This is a genomic window from Streptomyces sp. GS7 (assembly GCF_009834125.1).
In the GTDB taxonomy this organism is placed as follows: domain Bacteria; phylum Actinomycetota; class Actinomycetes; order Streptomycetales; family Streptomycetaceae; genus Streptomyces.
This window is the reverse complement of sequence record NZ_CP047146.1, coordinates 3,429,032-3,445,022: the sequence shown is the minus strand read 5'-3', so window position 1 is coordinate 3,445,022 and position 15,991 is coordinate 3,429,032. Positions and strand designations below refer to the sequence as shown.

Here is a 15,991-nt window from a genome sequence, read left to right as displayed (position 1 = left end):
CGGCACCCGCCGGGCGGTGCGGCTACCGCCCGGCCAGGCCCGGTTCGCCACCCGGAGGCGGGGTGCGGAGCCGGTACGGACGGTGTGGATCCCATCGGGGCGACCTACGCGGACCGCGCCTGCGTTCCGGTCACGGATCGCGCCCCGTCCGTCACCATTCGCCCCTGGTCGCGGGACGTCCGCTCCGGCCCGCGCCGCGGATTTGCCCCGGGTCGGGGGCGGTATGCCACAGTGAGCCTGCCGACCGGGCGCCGCCGCGCGCGGGACCCGTCGGGATGCCCCTCCCTCATACCCCGTACAACGGCCCCGGCCGCGCCCTGCGCACGCCCGGATCGTCCCCGCCCCCTCACGTCCTTCCCCAGAGAGCGATGCAGGCAACGACCCTTGTCCCCCGGACCGCGGACCTCTTCGACCAGGGCCTGGAGCGGCAGGCCGGCTCCGCCCTGCTGCGCTTCGGCGCCGCGCGGCAGCGTCCGGCCCACCGGATCAGCTGGTCCGGCGACGGTGCCGCCGCCTGGCTCGACGAGCCGCGCGGCCATGTGTGGAGCGTCGGCGACGCCACCGCCGCCGCCGGGCTCGTACTGCGCGCCGCGCACCAACTTCCGGGCCGCGTCACGGAGTTCACCGGACCCCGAGGGACCGATTCGCTGCTCGGCCGGCACCTGCCGGTGACCGACGCCATCGCCTGGGTCTTCCGCTGGACGGTCCAGGAGCCCCCCGTCCACCGGGCCGAGGAGCGGGTGGTGGTCCTCGGCGAGGCGCACCACGACGAGCTGCTCGCCTTCCTCACCGAACACAGCCCGGCCCACTCGACCGGCCCCGGCTCCTCGGCGGTCAGCCTCTGGGCCGGGATCCGCGGCACGGGCGGGCGGCTGGTGGCGTGCGGTGCGCTGAGCAGTCTGCGCGACAGCGGCGCCCCGCTGATGGCGTCGGTCGCGACCGACGCCGCACAGCGCGGCCAGGGGCTCGGCGCGGCGCTGACCTCCTGGCTGACCCGCTACGCGATCCGCCACCACGGCTTCTGCACCCTGTGGCAGCTGGCCGACAACGCCCCCGCCGAGCGGCTCTACACCCGCCTCGGCTACCGCAACGAGGACCCCTGCGTGGCGGCGCGCATCGCCACGGGCTGACACCGGCGCGCCCCACGGCGGGCGAGCGCCGCACACGACACGCCCGCCGGGAACCGGGGGCCGTCAGGATCCGGCGCCGGTCGGCCCCGGATCCGCTGCCTTCTTGCGCCCGACCGCCGTCTGGGCCATACCGGGCAGGAAGTCGGCGAACAGCTCGTGCACTTCGTGGACCAGCGGGCGCAGGACCCGGAAGCGGGCCAGGGACACCCCACGGGCGGTCAGCCGGGCGCCGCGGCCCGCCAGTTGACGGCTGCGCTCACGGCCGGGCGAGCGGTCGAAGACCCAGTACAGGACGAGTCCCATCTGCGACAGCCACATCAACTCGGGCAGCACGTCGGCGAGTTCGGGCGGGACCTTGGCCTTCGAGCCCGCCAGCACTTCGCGGTGCACGTCGATGGCCGCTTCGCGTGCGTGCCGGGAGTCGGCCGAGAAGGGGCTGAGGGGACTGTCCGGGTCCGCGGCGTTCTTGAAGAACTGGGCCGCGAACTCGTGGTACGGCGCGGCGATGTCCAGCCATGCGCGCAGCACCCCGGCGAGCCGCGCCTCCAGGTCCGTCTCCCGGTCCAGTACGTCGCGGACCGCCGCCTGGTGCTCGGCGGCGATCCGGTCGTAGAAGCCCTGGATCAGGTGCTCCTTGCCCGCGAAGTAGTAGTACGCGTTGCCGACCGAGACCCCGGCCTCCTTGGCGATGACCCGCATGGTGGTCTTGTCGTAGCCCCGTTCCTGGAACAGCCGCATGGCCGTCTCCAGGATCAGGGTGCGGGTCTGCTCGCTCTTGGCCGGTCGGGGCGGGTTCTCTGCTGGCACGGTCAGAGCCTAATCGGGCACCGCGCAGCCACTGCGGCAGCCCTGCGGGGCGGCGGAATCCGCCGGGGCGGCCCAGCCGTTGCCGGGGGCGTGAACCGCCCGGCCGGCGGGCCGTGGGCCCCGGTGCGACTCGCGGTACCTGGCCGCGGCGAGCACCGCGCCACGCGCGAAGCGGAGTCCGGAGGGGGTGCTGAACTTGTGGGCGAGTGGCCGGTACCTGTCCAGCGCCCACAGGCACACGACCCAGGCGGCCGGGCCGCGGTACACCTGCCCGCCGTCCCCGACGACGGTGATCTCCTCCAGTGTGGTGGTGTGGTCCAGCTCCGGCAGGCGCCGCCGGGCCTCCTGCGTACCGGCCGGCACCAGCTCCAGCGGCACCAGCTGACGCTGCCGGCCGAGCCAGTCGCGGAGGAAGGCGCAGAGCGGGCACTGCGCGTCGTACAGCACGGTGAGCCGGCGGACCGGGACGCCGGTGGCGCCCCGGTCCGCGGCGACGGCGGTCGCCGTCATCCCTGCACCTGCCCGGCGGGCGCCGGCCGGGTGTACCCCTGCGGCGCCACCGGCGGAGTCTGCTCACGGTCCATGATCCCGCGCCGGCGGAACTTGTTGAGCGCGAAGACGTTGCCGAGGTGCATCAGCCCGAGCACCAGCAGCACCACGCCGAGCTTGCGCGACAGCGCCTCGAACACCTGCCGGGAGGTGTCGACGGTGCCGTCGTCCTGGAGGTACAGCGCGACGAGGCCGAGGTTCACGAGGTAGAACCCGACCACGAGCAGGTGGTTGACGGCGTCCGCCAGCTTCTCGTTCCCGTGCAGGACGTCCGCCAGGAAGATCCGCCCGTTGCGGCTGAGGGTGCGGGCGACCCAGATGGTCAGGCCGATGCTGACGAGCAGGTAGATGGCGTAGGCGACGACGGAGAGGTCCACGTCCCGACTCCTTCTTGAACGTGTTCAAAAACGTTGACGGTGGCGACTGTAGACCTGTTTTTGAACGCGTTCAAGTGAGGTGCGGAGCCGGGGCAGGAGCGCGGGTGGGGCGGGGAGCGCGCGACCGCGGCCTACCGGCGGGCCACGCTGCGGACCAAGTGGCGCTCCGGCGGCGGGAGTTGCCCGTCCGCCTCGGCGCCGTCACACGCCGGGACGCGGACGCACCCCGTGGCGCGGGCCCGTCGAGGCGCGGCGGTGCCGGTGGAACTGCAGCCGCCTGCCGGACTTCTCCGGGCGCAGCGGCGGAAGCACGTCGGTGAGGAGGAAGAAGTACGCGAGGACGTGCGCCAGCCAGCGGTAGCAGACCATCAGCCCGCGGAACTGGCGCCGCGGATAGTGGCCGGTCCACACGAGCATGCCCGCGGGAGAGGTGAACACCAGGGCCACCACGGCGGCCACCATCAGCAGCGCCGAGAGCCCGCCGAGCCACCACACCAGCCGGACGATCAGGGCGACCAGCACGAGCAGGAGGTACACCGGAAGGGCGCGCAGCCACGACGCCACCAGCCGCCAGCCGCGCGGCATCCGGGGCGGACCGTCGATGTACAGACGGGTCGGGTAGTCGGGGACGGCGCCCAGGCTGAAGGGCGGATAGCGGTCCGTGGCCAGCGCCCCGTAGGAGTAGTAGGCCACCCGCCACGTCCACCGAAGCACCCCCGTGGTGAAGCGGAACAGCACACGCGGATACCGCCCGGTGAAGAGCAGGGAGACGAACGCGAGCGCGCTCGCGGCCAGGAACAGGATGCCCAGCACGGTCAGCGCGATGTGGTGCGGCACGAGCAGCAGCCATTTCACCGCCCAGAGCCAGCGCGACAGCGGCTCGTCCAGCTCCGCCTCGATGCGCACCGGCCGGCACTCCTCCGCGAGCGTTGCCATGACGGTCAGCTCCTTCCCGCAGGGGGAACGACACTCCCAGCCTGACCCGGGCGGCGCGGGCGGACCAGGGCTGTTCGGCCCCTTCCCGCCGGGCTCTTCGACCGCGGCGCGCTCGGCGTTCCCCCACGGGAGGCGGCACCGTGCAGACGCCGCAGGCAGGCGCCGAGCGCTCACCGTGCGGTGCGGGTGCACCCGCCGTGAGCACGCTCATCGGGGGCCCGTCCATACGGCGGGTGCCCTGTCGCGCGTGGGCGGGACGGGGCACCCGTGGTACGGAGCGGCGAGCCGCGCTATCCGCGCGCCACCTGCTCCGGGATGGCCGGGCGGCCGGCGGTCTTGGTCTCGGCGCCGTGCGCGAAGGAACCGGCGTCGTCCGCGTCGCGGTGCGGCTGCTGCTGGGCCTGGAGGCGGGGCAGGACGCGGCGCAGGTCCTCCAGGAACAGGTCGCCGAGGTCGTGGCCGAAGCCGTTGCGGATCACGACGCGCAGCGCCGCGAGGTCGGTGCGGTTGGCGGGGAAGGTGTACGCCGGCACCAGCCAGCCGCGCTCGCGCAGCGCGGCGGAGACGTCGAAGACGGTGAAGTTGGTGATGTCGTCGCTGACCCGGAAGGCGAAGACGGGGAGTTCGCTGCCGTCGGTGATCAGCGTGAACGGCCCGAGCTCGGCGACCTCGGCGGCGAGCCGGGTGGCGACGTCCCGGCAGGTCTGCTGGACGACCTGGTAGCCGTCGAAGCCCAGCCGCAGGAAGTTGTAGTACTGGGCGATCACCTGGGCGCCGGGGCGGGAGAAGTTCAGCGCGAAGGTCGGCATGTCGCCGCCCAGGTAGTTGACGTGGAAGACCAGGTCCTTGGGCAGCGCCGCGGCGTCCCGCCACAGGGCCCAGCCCACGCCGGGCATGACCAGTCCGTACTTGTGGCCGGAGGTGTTGATGGAGGCGACGCGCGGCAGCCGGAAGTCCCAGGCCAGGTCGGGGTCGAGGAACGGGGCGATCATCGCGCCGGAGGCGCCGTCCACGTGGACGGGCACGTCGATGCCGGTGCGCTCCTGAAGGTCGTCGAGTGCCGCGGCGATCTCGGCCACCGGCTCGTAGGCGCCGTCGAAGGTGGAGCCGAGGACCGCGACGACACCGATGGTGTTCTCGTCGCAGAGCTTGACGGCCTCTTCCGCGGAGAGGATGAAGCGGTTGCCTTCCATCGGGACGTACCGCGGCTCGACCTCGAAGTAGTCGGCGAACTTCTCCCAGCAGATCTGGACGTTGATGCCCATCACCATGTTGGGGCGCTCGGTGGACTTGCCCTCGGCGCGCCGGCGGTGCTGCCAGCGGCGCTTGAGCGCCAGTCCGGCCAGCATGGCCGCTTCGCTCGATCCGGTGGTCGAACAGCCCACCGCCGCATGCGAGTCGGGGGCGTTCCAGAGGTCGGCGAGCATGTGGACACAGCGCGCCTCGATCTCGGCGGTCTGCGGGTACTCGTCCTTGTCGATCATGTTCTTCTCGGCGCACTCGGCCATCAGCCGCTGCGCCTGCGGCTCGGCCCAGGTGCTGACGAAGGTGGCCAGGTTCAGCCGGGCGTTCCCGTCCAGCATCAACTCGTCATGGACGATCTGATACGCGGTGTCCGGGTCCATCCCCTCCCCCGGCAGCTCGAACCGGGGAACCTTGAGCGGCTCCCGGCTGAAGACCGGGTTCACGGTGAGATGGGGGCTGGCGTCGCGGTGCTGGTGGGGTCGCTTGAGTGGCATGGTGAGCGTGTCCTCTTCCCGGTACGTGCCGAACCTTGCAGCGGCGACCGGCCAGGCCGACCCTCCCGCCCGGCCCGGCCGGTCCACGCGCGGCGGCCAGGGTAACGGCTTTCACTGTGCGGGCAACGGACACCGCCGGGCCACGGGCGCACCTGCGGCGCCATCAGGCCACGTCGCCCGATTCCTCCGCCCCGCACCACGCGACGTGACGGAGCGGGGTCGCGCGGTGATCGTCACGGAGGGGCGTCGCCGGATCGCCGAGCGTGCGCTCGTCTCCCTTCCGTGTCCCCGTCGTCCCGGTCGTGCCGTCGCACCGCGCGCGGCCGGGCGCCGGATCCCGCGCGCCGTACCCCCGTTCGGCGCGCGGGATCCGGCCGGAGCTGCTCTTCTGGTGGGGGAAGTCCGTGGCGGGAGATCCACATCCGGGGAGAGATCCAGATGAGCAGCTACCGAGTCGCGCAGGCCGGCGCCGTGGGCGCGCCGTTCGAGATCGTCGAGCGGGAGGTGCCGGAGCCGGGCCCCGGCCACGTACGGATCGCCGTGGACGCCTGCGGGGTCTGCCACAGCGACGCGATGTTCGTGGGAGCCATGGTGCCGGGTGTCCGGTTCCCGGTGGTCCCCGGGCATGAGGTCGCCGGGCGCATCGACGCGGTCGGCGAGGGGACGTACAGCGGCTGGCGGGTGGGCGACCGGGTCGCGGTCGGATGGTTCGGCGGCAGCTGCGGGCACTGCACGCCCTGCCGGCAGGGCGACTTCATCGTGTGCCCGCAGCTGAAGGTGCCGGGGTGGGCGTACGACGGCGGTTTCGCGGAGATGATGGTCGCGCCGGCCGACGCGCTGGCCCGGATCCCCGACGGGCTGGCGGCGCCCGACGCCGGGCCGCTGGCGTGCGCCGGGGTCACGACGTACAACGGGCTGCGGCGCAGTTCGGGGCGGCCGGGCGACCTGGTCGCCGTGCTCGGCATCGGCGGCCTGGGCCACCTGGGCGTGCGCTACGCGGTCGCGATGGGCTTCGAGGTCGTGGCGATCGCCCGCGGCGCCGACAAGGGGGACCTCGCCAAACAGCTGGGCGCGCACCACTACATCGACAGCACGGCGAAGACCGGCGTCGCGGACGCGCTGCAGTCCCTCGGCGGCGCCAGGGTCGTCCTGGCGACGGCCGCCAACTCCAGTGCCATCACGGCGACCGCGGACGGGCTGGCCCACCGCGGCGAGTTGGTGGTCATCGGCGCGGACACCGAACCCCTGGGGATCAACCCCACCCAGCTCCTCATGCGCGCCCGGGTCGTCCGCGGCCACCCGTCCGGTACCGCACAAGACGTCCAAGAAACAATGGAGTTCAGCGTGCTGCACGGCATCCGCCCGATGACCGAGAGCATGCCGCTGGAGCAGGCCAACGAGGCATACGGGAAGATGCTGGCGGGGGCGGCGCGGTTCCGGATGGTGCTGACCGGCGGTTGAGGAACGGGCGCCGGTCCGGCGCAGGACGGAAGGGTACCCCGACCGTCCTGCGCCGCAGCGCGTTCCGCCGCCCCGAACCGCCCGCGACCGACCCCGACCGCCCACCACCGCACGGATATCGACGCCGGGGCGCGGCTCGACCGCCGGCCGCCCCGCCGCCGGTGCACGCTCGTCCCGACCCAGGAGGATGCATGTCCCAGTCCGCCACCCAGGCCGCCGGCCGCACCCATCGTCTGGTCCCCTCCCCCGCGGGCCGGATCCATCTCGTGGAGCAGGGCAGCGGACCGCTCGTCCTGCTGGTGCACGGGTTCCCGGAGTCGTGGTACTCGTGGCGCCACCAGATGGCGACGCTGGCCGCCGCCGGGTACCGCGCGGTCGCCATCGACGTGCGCGGCTACGGGCGTTCGTCCAGGCCCGCGAACGTGGACGCCTACCGTATGCGCAACCTCGTCGAGGACAACGTCGCCGTGGTGCACGCCCTCGGCGAGCGGACCGCGGTGGTCGTCGGGCACGACTGGGGCTCGCCCATCGCCGCCCACTCCGCGCTGCTGCGGCCGGACGTCTTCCGCGCGGTCGGGCTGCTCAGCGTGCCCTACACGCCCCGCGGCGGCCACCGGCCCAGCGAGGTCTTCGCCCGGATCGGCGGGGACGACGAGTTCTATGTGAGCTACTTCCAGGAGCCGGGCCGGGCCGAGGCCGAAATCGAACCGGACGTCCGCGGCTGGCTGGCCGGCATCTACGCCGCCCTCTCCGCCGACACCATGCCGGCGCCCGACGCCCCGCCCCCGTTCCTCGTGAGCCCGGGCGGCAGGCTCCGGGACCGCTTCCCCGCCGGCCGGCGCCCCGCCTGGCTCAGCGACGACGATCTCGACGTCTACGCAGGGGAGTTCGAGCGTACGGGCATGAGCGGGGCCCTCAACCGCTACCGGAACATGGACCGGGACTGGGAGGACCTCGCCGACCTCGCCGGCGCCCCGCTCACCCAGCCGTCCCTGTTCATCGGCGGCAGCCAGGACGCCACCCTCGGCTGGCTGGCCGACGCGATCACGGCGTTCCCCACCACCATGCCGGGTCTGGTCGCCTCGCACCTCCTCGAAGGCTGCGGGCACTGGATCCAGCAGGAGCGCCGCGACGAGGTCGACCAGCTGCTGACCAAGTGGCTGGCGAACCTGCCCGGTTGACGGCCGGGCTCGCCTACGGAGGACCGACCTCCCCCTGCCCCGACCCCGCTGCCGCCGTCACGGCTCGGCGCGGAACGCGCGCCGGTAGGCACCCGGCGTCGTCCCCACGGCGCGCAGAAAGCGCCTGCGGAGATTGACGGCCGAGGAGAGGCCGACGCGACGCGCGACGGCCTCCAGGGGGAGGTCGGTGGATTCCAGCAGTTCGCGGGCGGTGGCGATGCGCTGCGCGAGCAGCCACCGCCCCGGACTGGCGCCGAGCTGATCGGCGAACCGACGGGCGAGGGTACGGGCCGACACCCCTGCGTGCGCGGCCAGTTCGTCGACGGTGAGCGGCTCGTCGAGCCGTCCGGTGATCCACTCCAGCAGGGGCGCGAGCGTACCGTCGATCTGGGCGGGGTGCGGCGGCGCCGAGTACTGGAGCTGCCCGCCCTCCCGGTGCGGCGGCATGACCATGCTGCGGGCCACCTGCGCGGCGTACCCGGCGCCGTGGTCCGCGCGGACGAGATGCAGGCAGAGGTCGATGCCCGCGCCGGAGCCCGCGCTGGTGGCCACGTCACCGTCGTCCACGTACAGCACGTCCGGGTCCACCCGCGCGGCCGGGAACCGGTCGGCGAGTTGGCCCGCCCGCGCCCAGTGCGTGGTCGCCCGCCGCCCGTCCAACAGCCCGGCGTGGCCCAGCGCGAAGGCGCCGGAGCAGATGCTGACCACCCGCGCTCCGCGCCCGTGTGCGCGGCGCAGGGCCGCGACGACCGGGGGCGAGGGCGGCTGCTCCGTGGGCAGCCACCCGGGGACGACGACGGTGTCCGCGCGGTCGAGTGCCTCCAGCCCGTCGGTCACGAGCATGTCGTACCCGGCGAGGGTCGGCACCGGACCGGGGTGTTCCGTGCACACCCCGAAGGCGTACCGGGCCGGGATTCCCCGCCGGGAGATCCCGAACACCTCGGCCGCGCAGCCGAGTTCGAAGGTCGACTGCGGTGGATGGACGAGCGCGACCACATGATGCATGGCAGGAAAATACCTCAGGATGTCTTTTCTGACACTCGGCGGGTCGGCGGCGGCAGACCAGGCTGGTCCTCATGACGAACCAGCAGACGAGCCAGCAGACGCAGCAGCAGACACCGCACCCCGCACAGCGGCCGGCGGCGGAAGGGACGGCCGGACGGACGGCGGCGCGGACACGGGAGCAGGTGCCCGGCTACGTCTGGTCCGCCGTACGGGACGCCCCGGTACGGGAGATCTTCCCCGGCATCCGCGTCCGTCCGCTGTGGACCGGGGACGACGGCGCGAAGGCCCAGGTACTGGAGATGGACCCGCACTCCTGCTGGGAGGGCATCGACGTCCACGAACCCGGACCCGAGGAGGTCTACGTGGTCTCGGGGGTCTTCCACGACGGCGAACGGGACTACCCGGCCGGGTCGTTCATCCACGCGCCCGCGGGTTCCTGGCACGTCCCGCAGACGACGACCGGCTGCACGCTGTTCGTCTTCTACCCCGAAGGCTGAACGGTGCCCGACGGGCGGTGGCCCGTCGGGCGAGCCGATGGGCGCCCGCCTGGGCGGAATGCGACCGGCACCGTGGGCCCGGTCGCGCCCCGTCAACCGGAGGCCGGTGCGGGGCACTCAAGGAAGCGGGGCACGTGAGGGAGCGGGGCACGTGAGGGAGCGGGGCACGTGAGGGAGCGGGGCACGTGAAAGAGCGGGGCACGTGAAAGAGCGGGGCAGCTGAAGAATCCGCAGTTCACCGGCGCTCCACCTGTCATGACGAGCCATCAGCGCCATACGCGGGGCCATATAACACCACCACGGCACTAACAATGGCGCCAAGCGTGTGCCATTATGGCGTCATGGACCTCACGCCATGTACGTCGCCGTTCTCCGGCACGAACTGCGTCATCCGGACCCTGGTCAGCCGCGCCGTGGTCGGCCACGTCCGGGTCGGCCACGTCCGGGCGCTGACGGCCCTCCACCGCACGGCGGAGCGCTGAACGGCGCCCCGAAGGCGGCCACTTGGCCCCGCCGCGGCACCACCCGGCTCGCCGCAGGTCGCCGCCCCCTGCCCGCGTGCATCCCGCACGCCGGCATCCCTGCACACCCGCACTCCGCACCGGAGGACACCATGGACCACGAACCCACGCCCGAGACGAGCCCCCAGGCAGCCCCGGCGACCGCCTCGGAACGGCATTCCGACCCGGCCCCCCTTTCCGAGATGCCGGTGACCCGCCCCACCGGATGCCCCTTCGATCCGCCCGCCGAGCTGGCTCACCTGCGCGAGGAGCAGCCGCTCCGCCGCATGCGCTACCCGGACGGGCACCTGGGCTGGCTGGCCACCGGCCACTCCGTCGCCCGAGCGATAGCCGCGGACACCCGCTTCAGTTCGCGCTACGAGCTGATGCACCTCCCCTTCCCGGGAGCGGAGGGCGTCACCCTGCCCCCGGCGCCGGTCGGCGACCTCACCGGGATCGACGCTCCCGAGCACACCCGCTACCGGCGGCTGCTCATGGGCAAGTTCACGGTCCGGCGGATGCGCGAACTCACCACCCGCGTAGAGGAGATCACCGCCGAGCATCTGGACGCCATGGAGCGCCGCCGCGCGACGGCGGACTCGGTGGACCTCGTGGAGGCGTATGCGCATCCCGTCCCGGCACTGATGATCTGCGAACTGCTCGGCGTGCCCTACGCCGACCGCGATTCCTTCCAGCACCACGCGAGGGCGGCGACCGCCACGGACGGGTCCGTGGACGACCAGTACGCGGCGCTGGCCGCACTTCAGGAGTTCGTCCGCGGGCTGGTCGTGGCGAAGCGCGCCGAGCCCACCGACGACCTGCTCAGCGATCTGACCACCACCGACCTCACCGACGACGAGCTGTCCGGTGTCGGCAGCTTCCTCCTCGGCGCCGGTCTCGACACCACCTCGAACATGATCGGGCTCGGCACCTTCGCGCTGCTGACCAACCCGGAGCAGGCCGCGGCCCTGCGCGCCGATCCGGGCCTGGCCGACCAGGCGGTCGAGGAGCTGATGCGCTACCTCACCATCGCCCACACCGGCCTGCGGGCAGCGCTCGAAGACGTCGAGGTGGACGGCCAGTTGATCAGGGCCGGAGAGTCGGTCACCCTCGCGATCCAGGCGGCCAACCGCGACCCGCGCCGCTTCCCCGACCCGGACACCCTCGACCTGCACCGCAAAGCCACCGGCCATCTGGCCTTCGGCCACGGCATCCACCAGTGCCTGGGGCAGCAACTGGCCCGCGTGGAGATGCGCGTCGCCTTCCCGGCCCTCTTCACCCGGTTCCCGACACTGCGGCTCGCCGTCCCACCCGAGGAGGTTCCGCTGCGCACCGACATCACCCTCCACGGCGTCCAGCGGCTCCCCGTCACCTGGGACGTGCGGTAGCGCCGGAGCGCCGTGGGGCCGACCGGCCGCCGGTCAGCAGTCGCAGCAGCTGCAGCAGTCGCAGCAATCGCATCCGCCGTTGGCGCATTCACAGCAGCAGCTGCAACTGTTGCAATTACTGGTGCTGCAACAGGTGTCACAGCAGTCACAGGCTTGGCAGCACCCCTCGCGCGTCTTCCGCGACCACGGGCCCTCGAACTCCGAGGAGCAGCACACCTTGCAGGTGCAGCAGAGCCCGATGGCGAGCGCACAGCCCTCCCAGAAGCCGCGGGGCTTCTTCGGCTCCTGCGGAATGTGCGGCATCCCGCCGCCCCCGCCGCCCGGTCCGCCGCCGTAGCCGCCGCCCTGCCCACCGGGCGGCACGGGGCCTTGGCCGTTGTACGGGTTCTGCCGGCCGTCGTACGGGCCACCGGCCGGCGGCTGGCCGTACTGGGGCGGCTGGCCGTATCCGTTCCCGTTGCCGTACGGGTTCTCGTAGGGATTCCCGGGGTTCCCGTACGGGTTCGGGTTCCCGTACGGGTTCGGGTTGCCGCCCGGGCCGTCGTACGGGCTCGGTGCCCCGTACCCCTGGTGGGAGCAGCCGGCCGTACCGAAGGCGCGGTCCACCGACCGGCGCAGCTCGTGCACCAGCAGGACGTGCACCAGCTTCGAGTCGGTGAACTCCACGTCGCGCAGGGCCAGTCGGATGCCGTGCAGCGCGTCGTCGCACAGTCGGCGGGCCTCCGCGAGGTCGGCGCCGGTGGCGGTGATCGGGTTCCAGGCGCCCTCTGCGGCGTCGGACGTCCGGTCTTCCACGGCGTCGAGGAGGTGTGCCAGCCGCCCGAAGAGCCGCCCCGCTTCGGCCAACGGCGCGGCGTTGCCCGGTCGGCCCGCCAGCACCGCGGTGTGCGCGAAGGCCGCGGCGGTCGCCGTCTCGGTGGGCTCGGTGACGACCGTCAGCGGCGTGCCCGGCCCGGCCAGTTCCTCGATGCCCACCTGCCGGTCGACCGCGTCCACGAGCACGGCGGTGTCGAAGCCGAGGGTGGCACCGGTGCGTGCCCCGGCCCGGTCCCATCCGGCGGCGACCCGGCGCGCCGCGGCGGCCATCGGGCGACGGCGCAGCACTCCGTTCCCGTCGGCGACGTGGTCGCGTATCTTCGCCGAGGCGAGGACGAGGGAGACCGACGCCGCCAGCCGCGCACCCTCCCCCTTCGCCACCGACGCGGTCCGCATACCCCGCAGCGGGCAGGGCCCGGCGGTACGGCGCCGGAGGTCCGCCGGGCCGGACTGAGCATCCGTCAGCACCGAGACGATCAATCCGTCGTAGTTCGTGACGATGCGGGCGAACTGCCCGTGATCGCCGCGCAGCGCGAGGCAGAGGCCGCACAGATGGGCCATCCACTCCGCCTTGAGCCCCTGGGACAGGCGGTGGGCACAGGGCCTGACGATTCCGAACACGTGAAAACAAACCCCCGGGAGACTTCGACTTGGGCCGGCTGCGGCAGCGCATCGTATCCACCTCGCCCATGACCTGCGCGCTCAGCCCGCGCAGGGAGGTGCCACGGACCCCAGTTGCCACAACATGCCCTCGTCGTCCGGGTCGTGGCTTCGGTGCCCCGTTGCCGGATCCGGCCGAGGCCTCCCGATTCCCTCTCTTTTCACTCTTTTCACTGATACCGAAGGTTCGCCCCGCGATGGGAGCATGACCCCGCTCAAGTGGCAGGCACTGCAGGGACATTGGGAGAGCTATGAAGACCGTGCGATATCTGGCCGCCACCTGCGTCGCGGGACTGGCGCTCGGCGCGGGACCGGTGCTGGCTACGGGAGCCGCCGCGGCTCCCGCGGCCACCGGCTCCACCACCGCACGGCCACCGCACCTGGCCCCCGTCCCCATCGGCAGGGGCAGAGTGCTGACCGGCGCCGACAACGGGCACACCGTCACCGTGCACCCCGGAGAGACGGTCACCGTCCGGCTCAACGGCCGCCGCACTCATGGCGTCACGTTCTTCTGGAGCGCCCCGAGGTCCGGCGACTCCGCGGTCCTGCGGCAGACCGACGGGGGCACGACACCGACCGGCGACGCCGGCGGCCGTTTCCGCGCCGGCCACCGCGGAACGGCCGGGCTCAGCGCGCGGCGCACCTGCCGCGCCGGTCACGGGCACGTCTGCCCGCACGTGGTCGTCACCTGGCGGGTGACGGTCAAGGTGTCCTGAAGGTGTCCTGACGGAAGGTTGCGCCCCGAGCGGCCGGTATCCCCGCCGCGGGCCCGGAACCCACGGCGCCGGGGCGTCGCCGCCGCGAGTCCCGTCTCCCGCTCCTGGTCAGCCCTTGTCAGAGGGCCGTCGCCCCCAGTTGCCTGGCCGCCGCGTCGACGGTCTGGGTGAGGAGGGTGGCGATGGTCATCGGGCCGACGCCGCCGGGGACCGGCGTGAGCAGGCTCGCGCGGGTGACCGCCGAGTCGAAGTCGACATCGCCGACGTTGCCGGGGTTGTAGCCGGCGTCGATGACGACCGCGCCGGGCTTGATGTGGTCCCCGTGGAGGAAGCGGGGGCGGCCCACCGCGGCGATCAGGACATCGGCCTCCCGCGTGACGGCGGCGAGGTCGGTGGTGCGGGAGTGGCAGTAGGTGACGGTGGCGTCGCGGCCGAGCAGCAGCATTCCCACGGGCTTGCCGAGGATCGCGCTGCGGCCGACGACGACGGCGTGCTTGCCGGTCAGGTCGACGTCGTAGTGGTCCAGGAGCCGCATGATGCCGCCGGGTGTGCAGGACGCGAAGCCGTCCAGGCCGAAGCTCATCCCGGCGAAGGAGTGGAAGGTCACGCCGTCGACGTCCTTGGCGGGGGCGATCGCCTCGAAGGCGGCGCGCTCGTCGATGTGCGGACCTGCCGGGTGCTGGAGCAGGATCCCGTGGACGCCGGGGTCGTCCGACAGCTCGCCGATCGTGTCGACCAGCTGGGCCGTCGTGGTGGCGGCCGGCAGCGCGATGTGCCGGGAGCGGATGCCGGCCTTCTCGCAGCGGGCGCGCTTCATCCGCACATAGGTCACGGAGGCCGGATCCTCACCGACCAGCACGGTGGCCAGACACGGGGCCTGGCCGGTCTGCCGGGTGAGGGCCGCGGCGCGCTCGGCGGCCTGCTCGACCATCCGGCGGGCGAGTGCGCTGCCGTCCATCAGGCGAGCGGTGGGTGCGGTGGTCTGCGGCATGGGCTGCTCCTGAGCGTCGCGGGGAATCGCCCAGGCGCACGGCAGGGACCACGGAGGCCGAGCCGCTCCCCGGTGGTACTCCACCCAAGCGCCAGTCACGGCTCGGGACCACTCTAGGCGATGGGCGGACGCGGGTCGACGGCGGTGCGACGGGGCACCGCGCCCCCACCGCCGTCAGGGGCCGGGCTGGCCGGGGGTCGAGGGATACGGCGTGCTGGCGGCCTCCCACTGGCTGAGGATGCCGTCCCAGTCGTGCTGGGTGACAGTGACGGCGCTGGGATCCCAGGTGGGGGGCGAGGGCACCGGCGCCGGCTGGGGTGTCCACGCGGCATGCGGATCGTGCGGTGTCCAGGGGGCGGTGTGCTGCTGCGGCATCCAGGGGGTCTGCGGCTCGTAGGGCGGGAGTGGCGGATGTTCCTGACGGGGCAGCGAGGTGGTGTCGGGCTGCTGGACGGGCGGGACGTCGGTCATCCGGCGGTGGCGGCCGATGCGGTCCGAGGGCGGGCGGTGGTGCAGGCGTGGCTCGGAGGCGAGTTGATGGGCGCGGGCGGCCAGGATGGAGACGTCCAGGCCGAGTTCGGCGGCGAGCGCGCCGAGGTCCACGCCGCTGTGCCGGCTGTTCACGAGGACCGCGTCCAGGGCGGGCGACCAGGACGGTTCCGGGGCGGGGGTGTGCATGGCGGCGGCGTACGGCTGCTGGGTGGGGCGGGGCGGGACGTAGGAGGCGGAGTCGGCGGGGGTGGGCGGGGCGGTGGGCGGGCCGGCGGCGAACGTTCCCGTGCGGCTGCCGCTTGCGGCACCCGCCATGACTCTTCTGGCGGTGGCGGCTGCGGAGCTGGGGGTGGATGCGGCGGCGCTCGTCGCGGCGGACAGCACCGGCTCCGGTTGTGGAGCTTCGGCCGGTGGGGCGGGGCGGCGTTCGCGGGCGGACTCCTCCAGCAGGCTCTTGGCCACGGCGCGGGCGTCGTCCTTGCCGACCGTGCGGCGGGCCAGGCGCACTTCGCGGGCGTCGAGTCCGAGCAGGTCGGCCACCACCTCGTCGCTGCCCACGGTCACCGCGAAGGCGGCCAGGGTCCGCGAGCGGCGCGCCTCGGCCTCGTCGAGGAGTCCTTGCGTCCGGCGGACCTCGTCATCGCTGCTGCAAAACGCCTGGGCGAGTACCGCGTGGCGCTCCCACAACTCCCTCGGTTCCATGTCAGCGACAACGTTTTATAGCCGATGTTGGTCCGGTTATCGAT

The 15,991-nt window shown here is 73.2% G+C and carries 16 protein-coding genes and 1 riboswitch; of the genes, 7 read left to right on the top strand and 9 right to left on the bottom strand.

Features of this window, described 5'->3' with window-relative positions:
- Positions 1 to 368: 368 nt before the first annotated feature.
- Positions 369 to 1,130, top strand: coding sequence for a GNAT family N-acetyltransferase (locus GR130_RS15030; RefSeq protein ID WP_159505203.1), 762 nt, complete (start codon positions 369 to 371; stop codon positions 1,128 to 1,130).
- Between the two features lie 63 nt (positions 1,131 to 1,193).
- Here GR130_RS15030 and GR130_RS15025 read toward each other — a convergent pair whose 3' ends face one another.
- The 5 genes from GR130_RS15025 to GR130_RS15005 form a co-directional block, all read right to left on the bottom strand.
- Positions 1,194 to 1,937 (bottom strand): TetR/AcrR family transcriptional regulator, encoded by a 744-nt coding sequence (locus GR130_RS15025; RefSeq protein ID WP_159505202.1) that lies wholly within the window; start codon positions 1,935 to 1,937, stop codon positions 1,194 to 1,196.
- A 9-nt stretch (positions 1,938 to 1,946) separates the two neighbouring features.
- A complete protein-coding gene (locus GR130_RS15020) occupies positions 1,947 to 2,447 on the bottom strand; it encodes a thiol-disulfide oxidoreductase DCC family protein (RefSeq protein WP_159505201.1) in 501 nt (166 codons plus the stop codon).
- On the bottom strand, positions 2,444 to 2,863 hold the full coding sequence (locus GR130_RS15015) for a hypothetical protein (RefSeq protein ID WP_159505200.1): 420 nt from the start codon (positions 2,861 to 2,863) through the stop codon (positions 2,444 to 2,446). The genes GR130_RS15020 and GR130_RS15015 overlap by 4 nt, the downstream gene beginning before the upstream one ends.
- A gap of 201 nt (positions 2,864 to 3,064) precedes the next feature.
- Positions 3,065 to 3,799 (bottom strand): DUF4389 domain-containing protein, encoded by a 735-nt coding sequence (locus tag GR130_RS15010; protein WP_159505199.1) that lies wholly within the window; start codon positions 3,797 to 3,799, stop codon positions 3,065 to 3,067.
- Positions 3,800 to 4,089: 290 nt separating this feature from the next.
- Positions 4,090 to 5,538 (bottom strand): glutamate decarboxylase, encoded by a 1,449-nt coding sequence (locus tag GR130_RS15005; protein ID WP_159505198.1) that lies wholly within the window; start codon positions 5,536 to 5,538, stop codon positions 4,090 to 4,092.
- A 438-nt stretch (positions 5,539 to 5,976) separates the two neighbouring features.
- Between GR130_RS15005 and GR130_RS15000 the strand changes: the two genes are divergently transcribed.
- Both GR130_RS15000 and GR130_RS14995 read left to right on the top strand, forming a co-directional pair.
- Entirely contained in the window at positions 5,977 to 6,999 is a 1,023-nt protein-coding gene (locus tag GR130_RS15000) for an alcohol dehydrogenase (protein ID WP_159505197.1), read from the top strand.
- Positions 7,000 to 7,190: 191 nt separating this feature from the next.
- Positions 7,191 to 8,180 (top strand): alpha/beta fold hydrolase, encoded by a 990-nt coding sequence (locus tag GR130_RS14995; RefSeq protein ID WP_159505196.1) that lies wholly within the window; start codon positions 7,191 to 7,193, stop codon positions 8,178 to 8,180.
- Between the two features lie 57 nt (positions 8,181 to 8,237).
- On the opposite strand, the gene GR130_RS14990 is transcribed toward GR130_RS14995, so the two are convergent.
- On the bottom strand, positions 8,238 to 9,185 hold the full coding sequence (locus tag GR130_RS14990; RefSeq protein WP_159505195.1) for a helix-turn-helix domain-containing protein: 948 nt from the start codon (positions 9,183 to 9,185) through the stop codon (positions 8,238 to 8,240).
- Positions 9,186 to 9,367: 182 nt separating this feature from the next.
- Between GR130_RS14990 and GR130_RS14985 the strand changes: the two genes are divergently transcribed.
- From GR130_RS14985 to GR130_RS14975, 3 genes are all read left to right on the top strand, one after another.
- A complete protein-coding gene (locus tag GR130_RS14985; RefSeq protein ID WP_236573964.1) occupies positions 9,368 to 9,682 on the top strand; it encodes a cupin domain-containing protein in 315 nt (104 codons plus the stop codon).
- A gap of 341 nt (positions 9,683 to 10,023) precedes the next feature.
- Positions 10,024 to 10,164, top strand: coding sequence for a hypothetical protein (locus tag GR130_RS14980; protein ID WP_159505193.1), 141 nt, complete (start codon positions 10,024 to 10,026; stop codon positions 10,162 to 10,164).
- Positions 10,165 to 10,295: 131 nt separating this feature from the next.
- Positions 10,296 to 11,570 carry a cytochrome P450 gene (locus GR130_RS14975; RefSeq protein WP_201304890.1) on the top strand — a complete coding sequence of 425 codons (1,275 nt, stop codon included), beginning with the start codon at positions 10,296 to 10,298 and terminating at the stop codon, positions 11,568 to 11,570.
- Between the two features lie 33 nt (positions 11,571 to 11,603).
- On the opposite strand, the gene GR130_RS14970 is transcribed toward GR130_RS14975, so the two are convergent.
- Positions 11,604 to 13,007, bottom strand: a complete 1,404-nt coding sequence (locus GR130_RS14970) for a DUF5685 family protein (protein WP_159505192.1) — start codon at positions 13,005 to 13,007, stop codon at positions 11,604 to 11,606.
- 290 nt (positions 13,008 to 13,297) lie between these two features.
- On the opposite strand from GR130_RS14970, the gene GR130_RS14965 reads away from it, so the two are divergent.
- Positions 13,298 to 13,762, top strand: coding sequence for a hypothetical protein (locus tag GR130_RS14965; RefSeq protein ID WP_159505191.1), 465 nt, complete (start codon positions 13,298 to 13,300; stop codon positions 13,760 to 13,762).
- A 118-nt stretch (positions 13,763 to 13,880) separates the two neighbouring features.
- Here the strand turns inward: GR130_RS14965 and GR130_RS14960 are convergent, their stop codons facing one another.
- Both GR130_RS14960 and GR130_RS39790 read right to left on the bottom strand, forming a co-directional pair.
- A complete protein-coding gene (locus GR130_RS14960) occupies positions 13,881 to 14,753 on the bottom strand; it encodes a bifunctional 5,10-methylenetetrahydrofolate dehydrogenase/5,10-methenyltetrahydrofolate cyclohydrolase (RefSeq protein WP_159505190.1) in 873 nt (290 codons plus the stop codon).
- 21 nt (positions 14,754 to 14,774) lie between these two features.
- A riboswitch (ZMP/ZTP riboswitch) is annotated at positions 14,775 to 14,862 on the bottom strand.
- A gap of 65 nt (positions 14,863 to 14,927) precedes the next feature.
- Positions 14,928 to 15,947: a hypothetical protein gene (locus GR130_RS39790; protein ID WP_201304889.1), complete on the bottom strand. Its 1,020-nt coding sequence runs from the start codon at positions 15,945 to 15,947 to the stop codon at positions 14,928 to 14,930.
- Between the last annotated feature and the right edge of the window lie 44 nt (positions 15,948 to 15,991).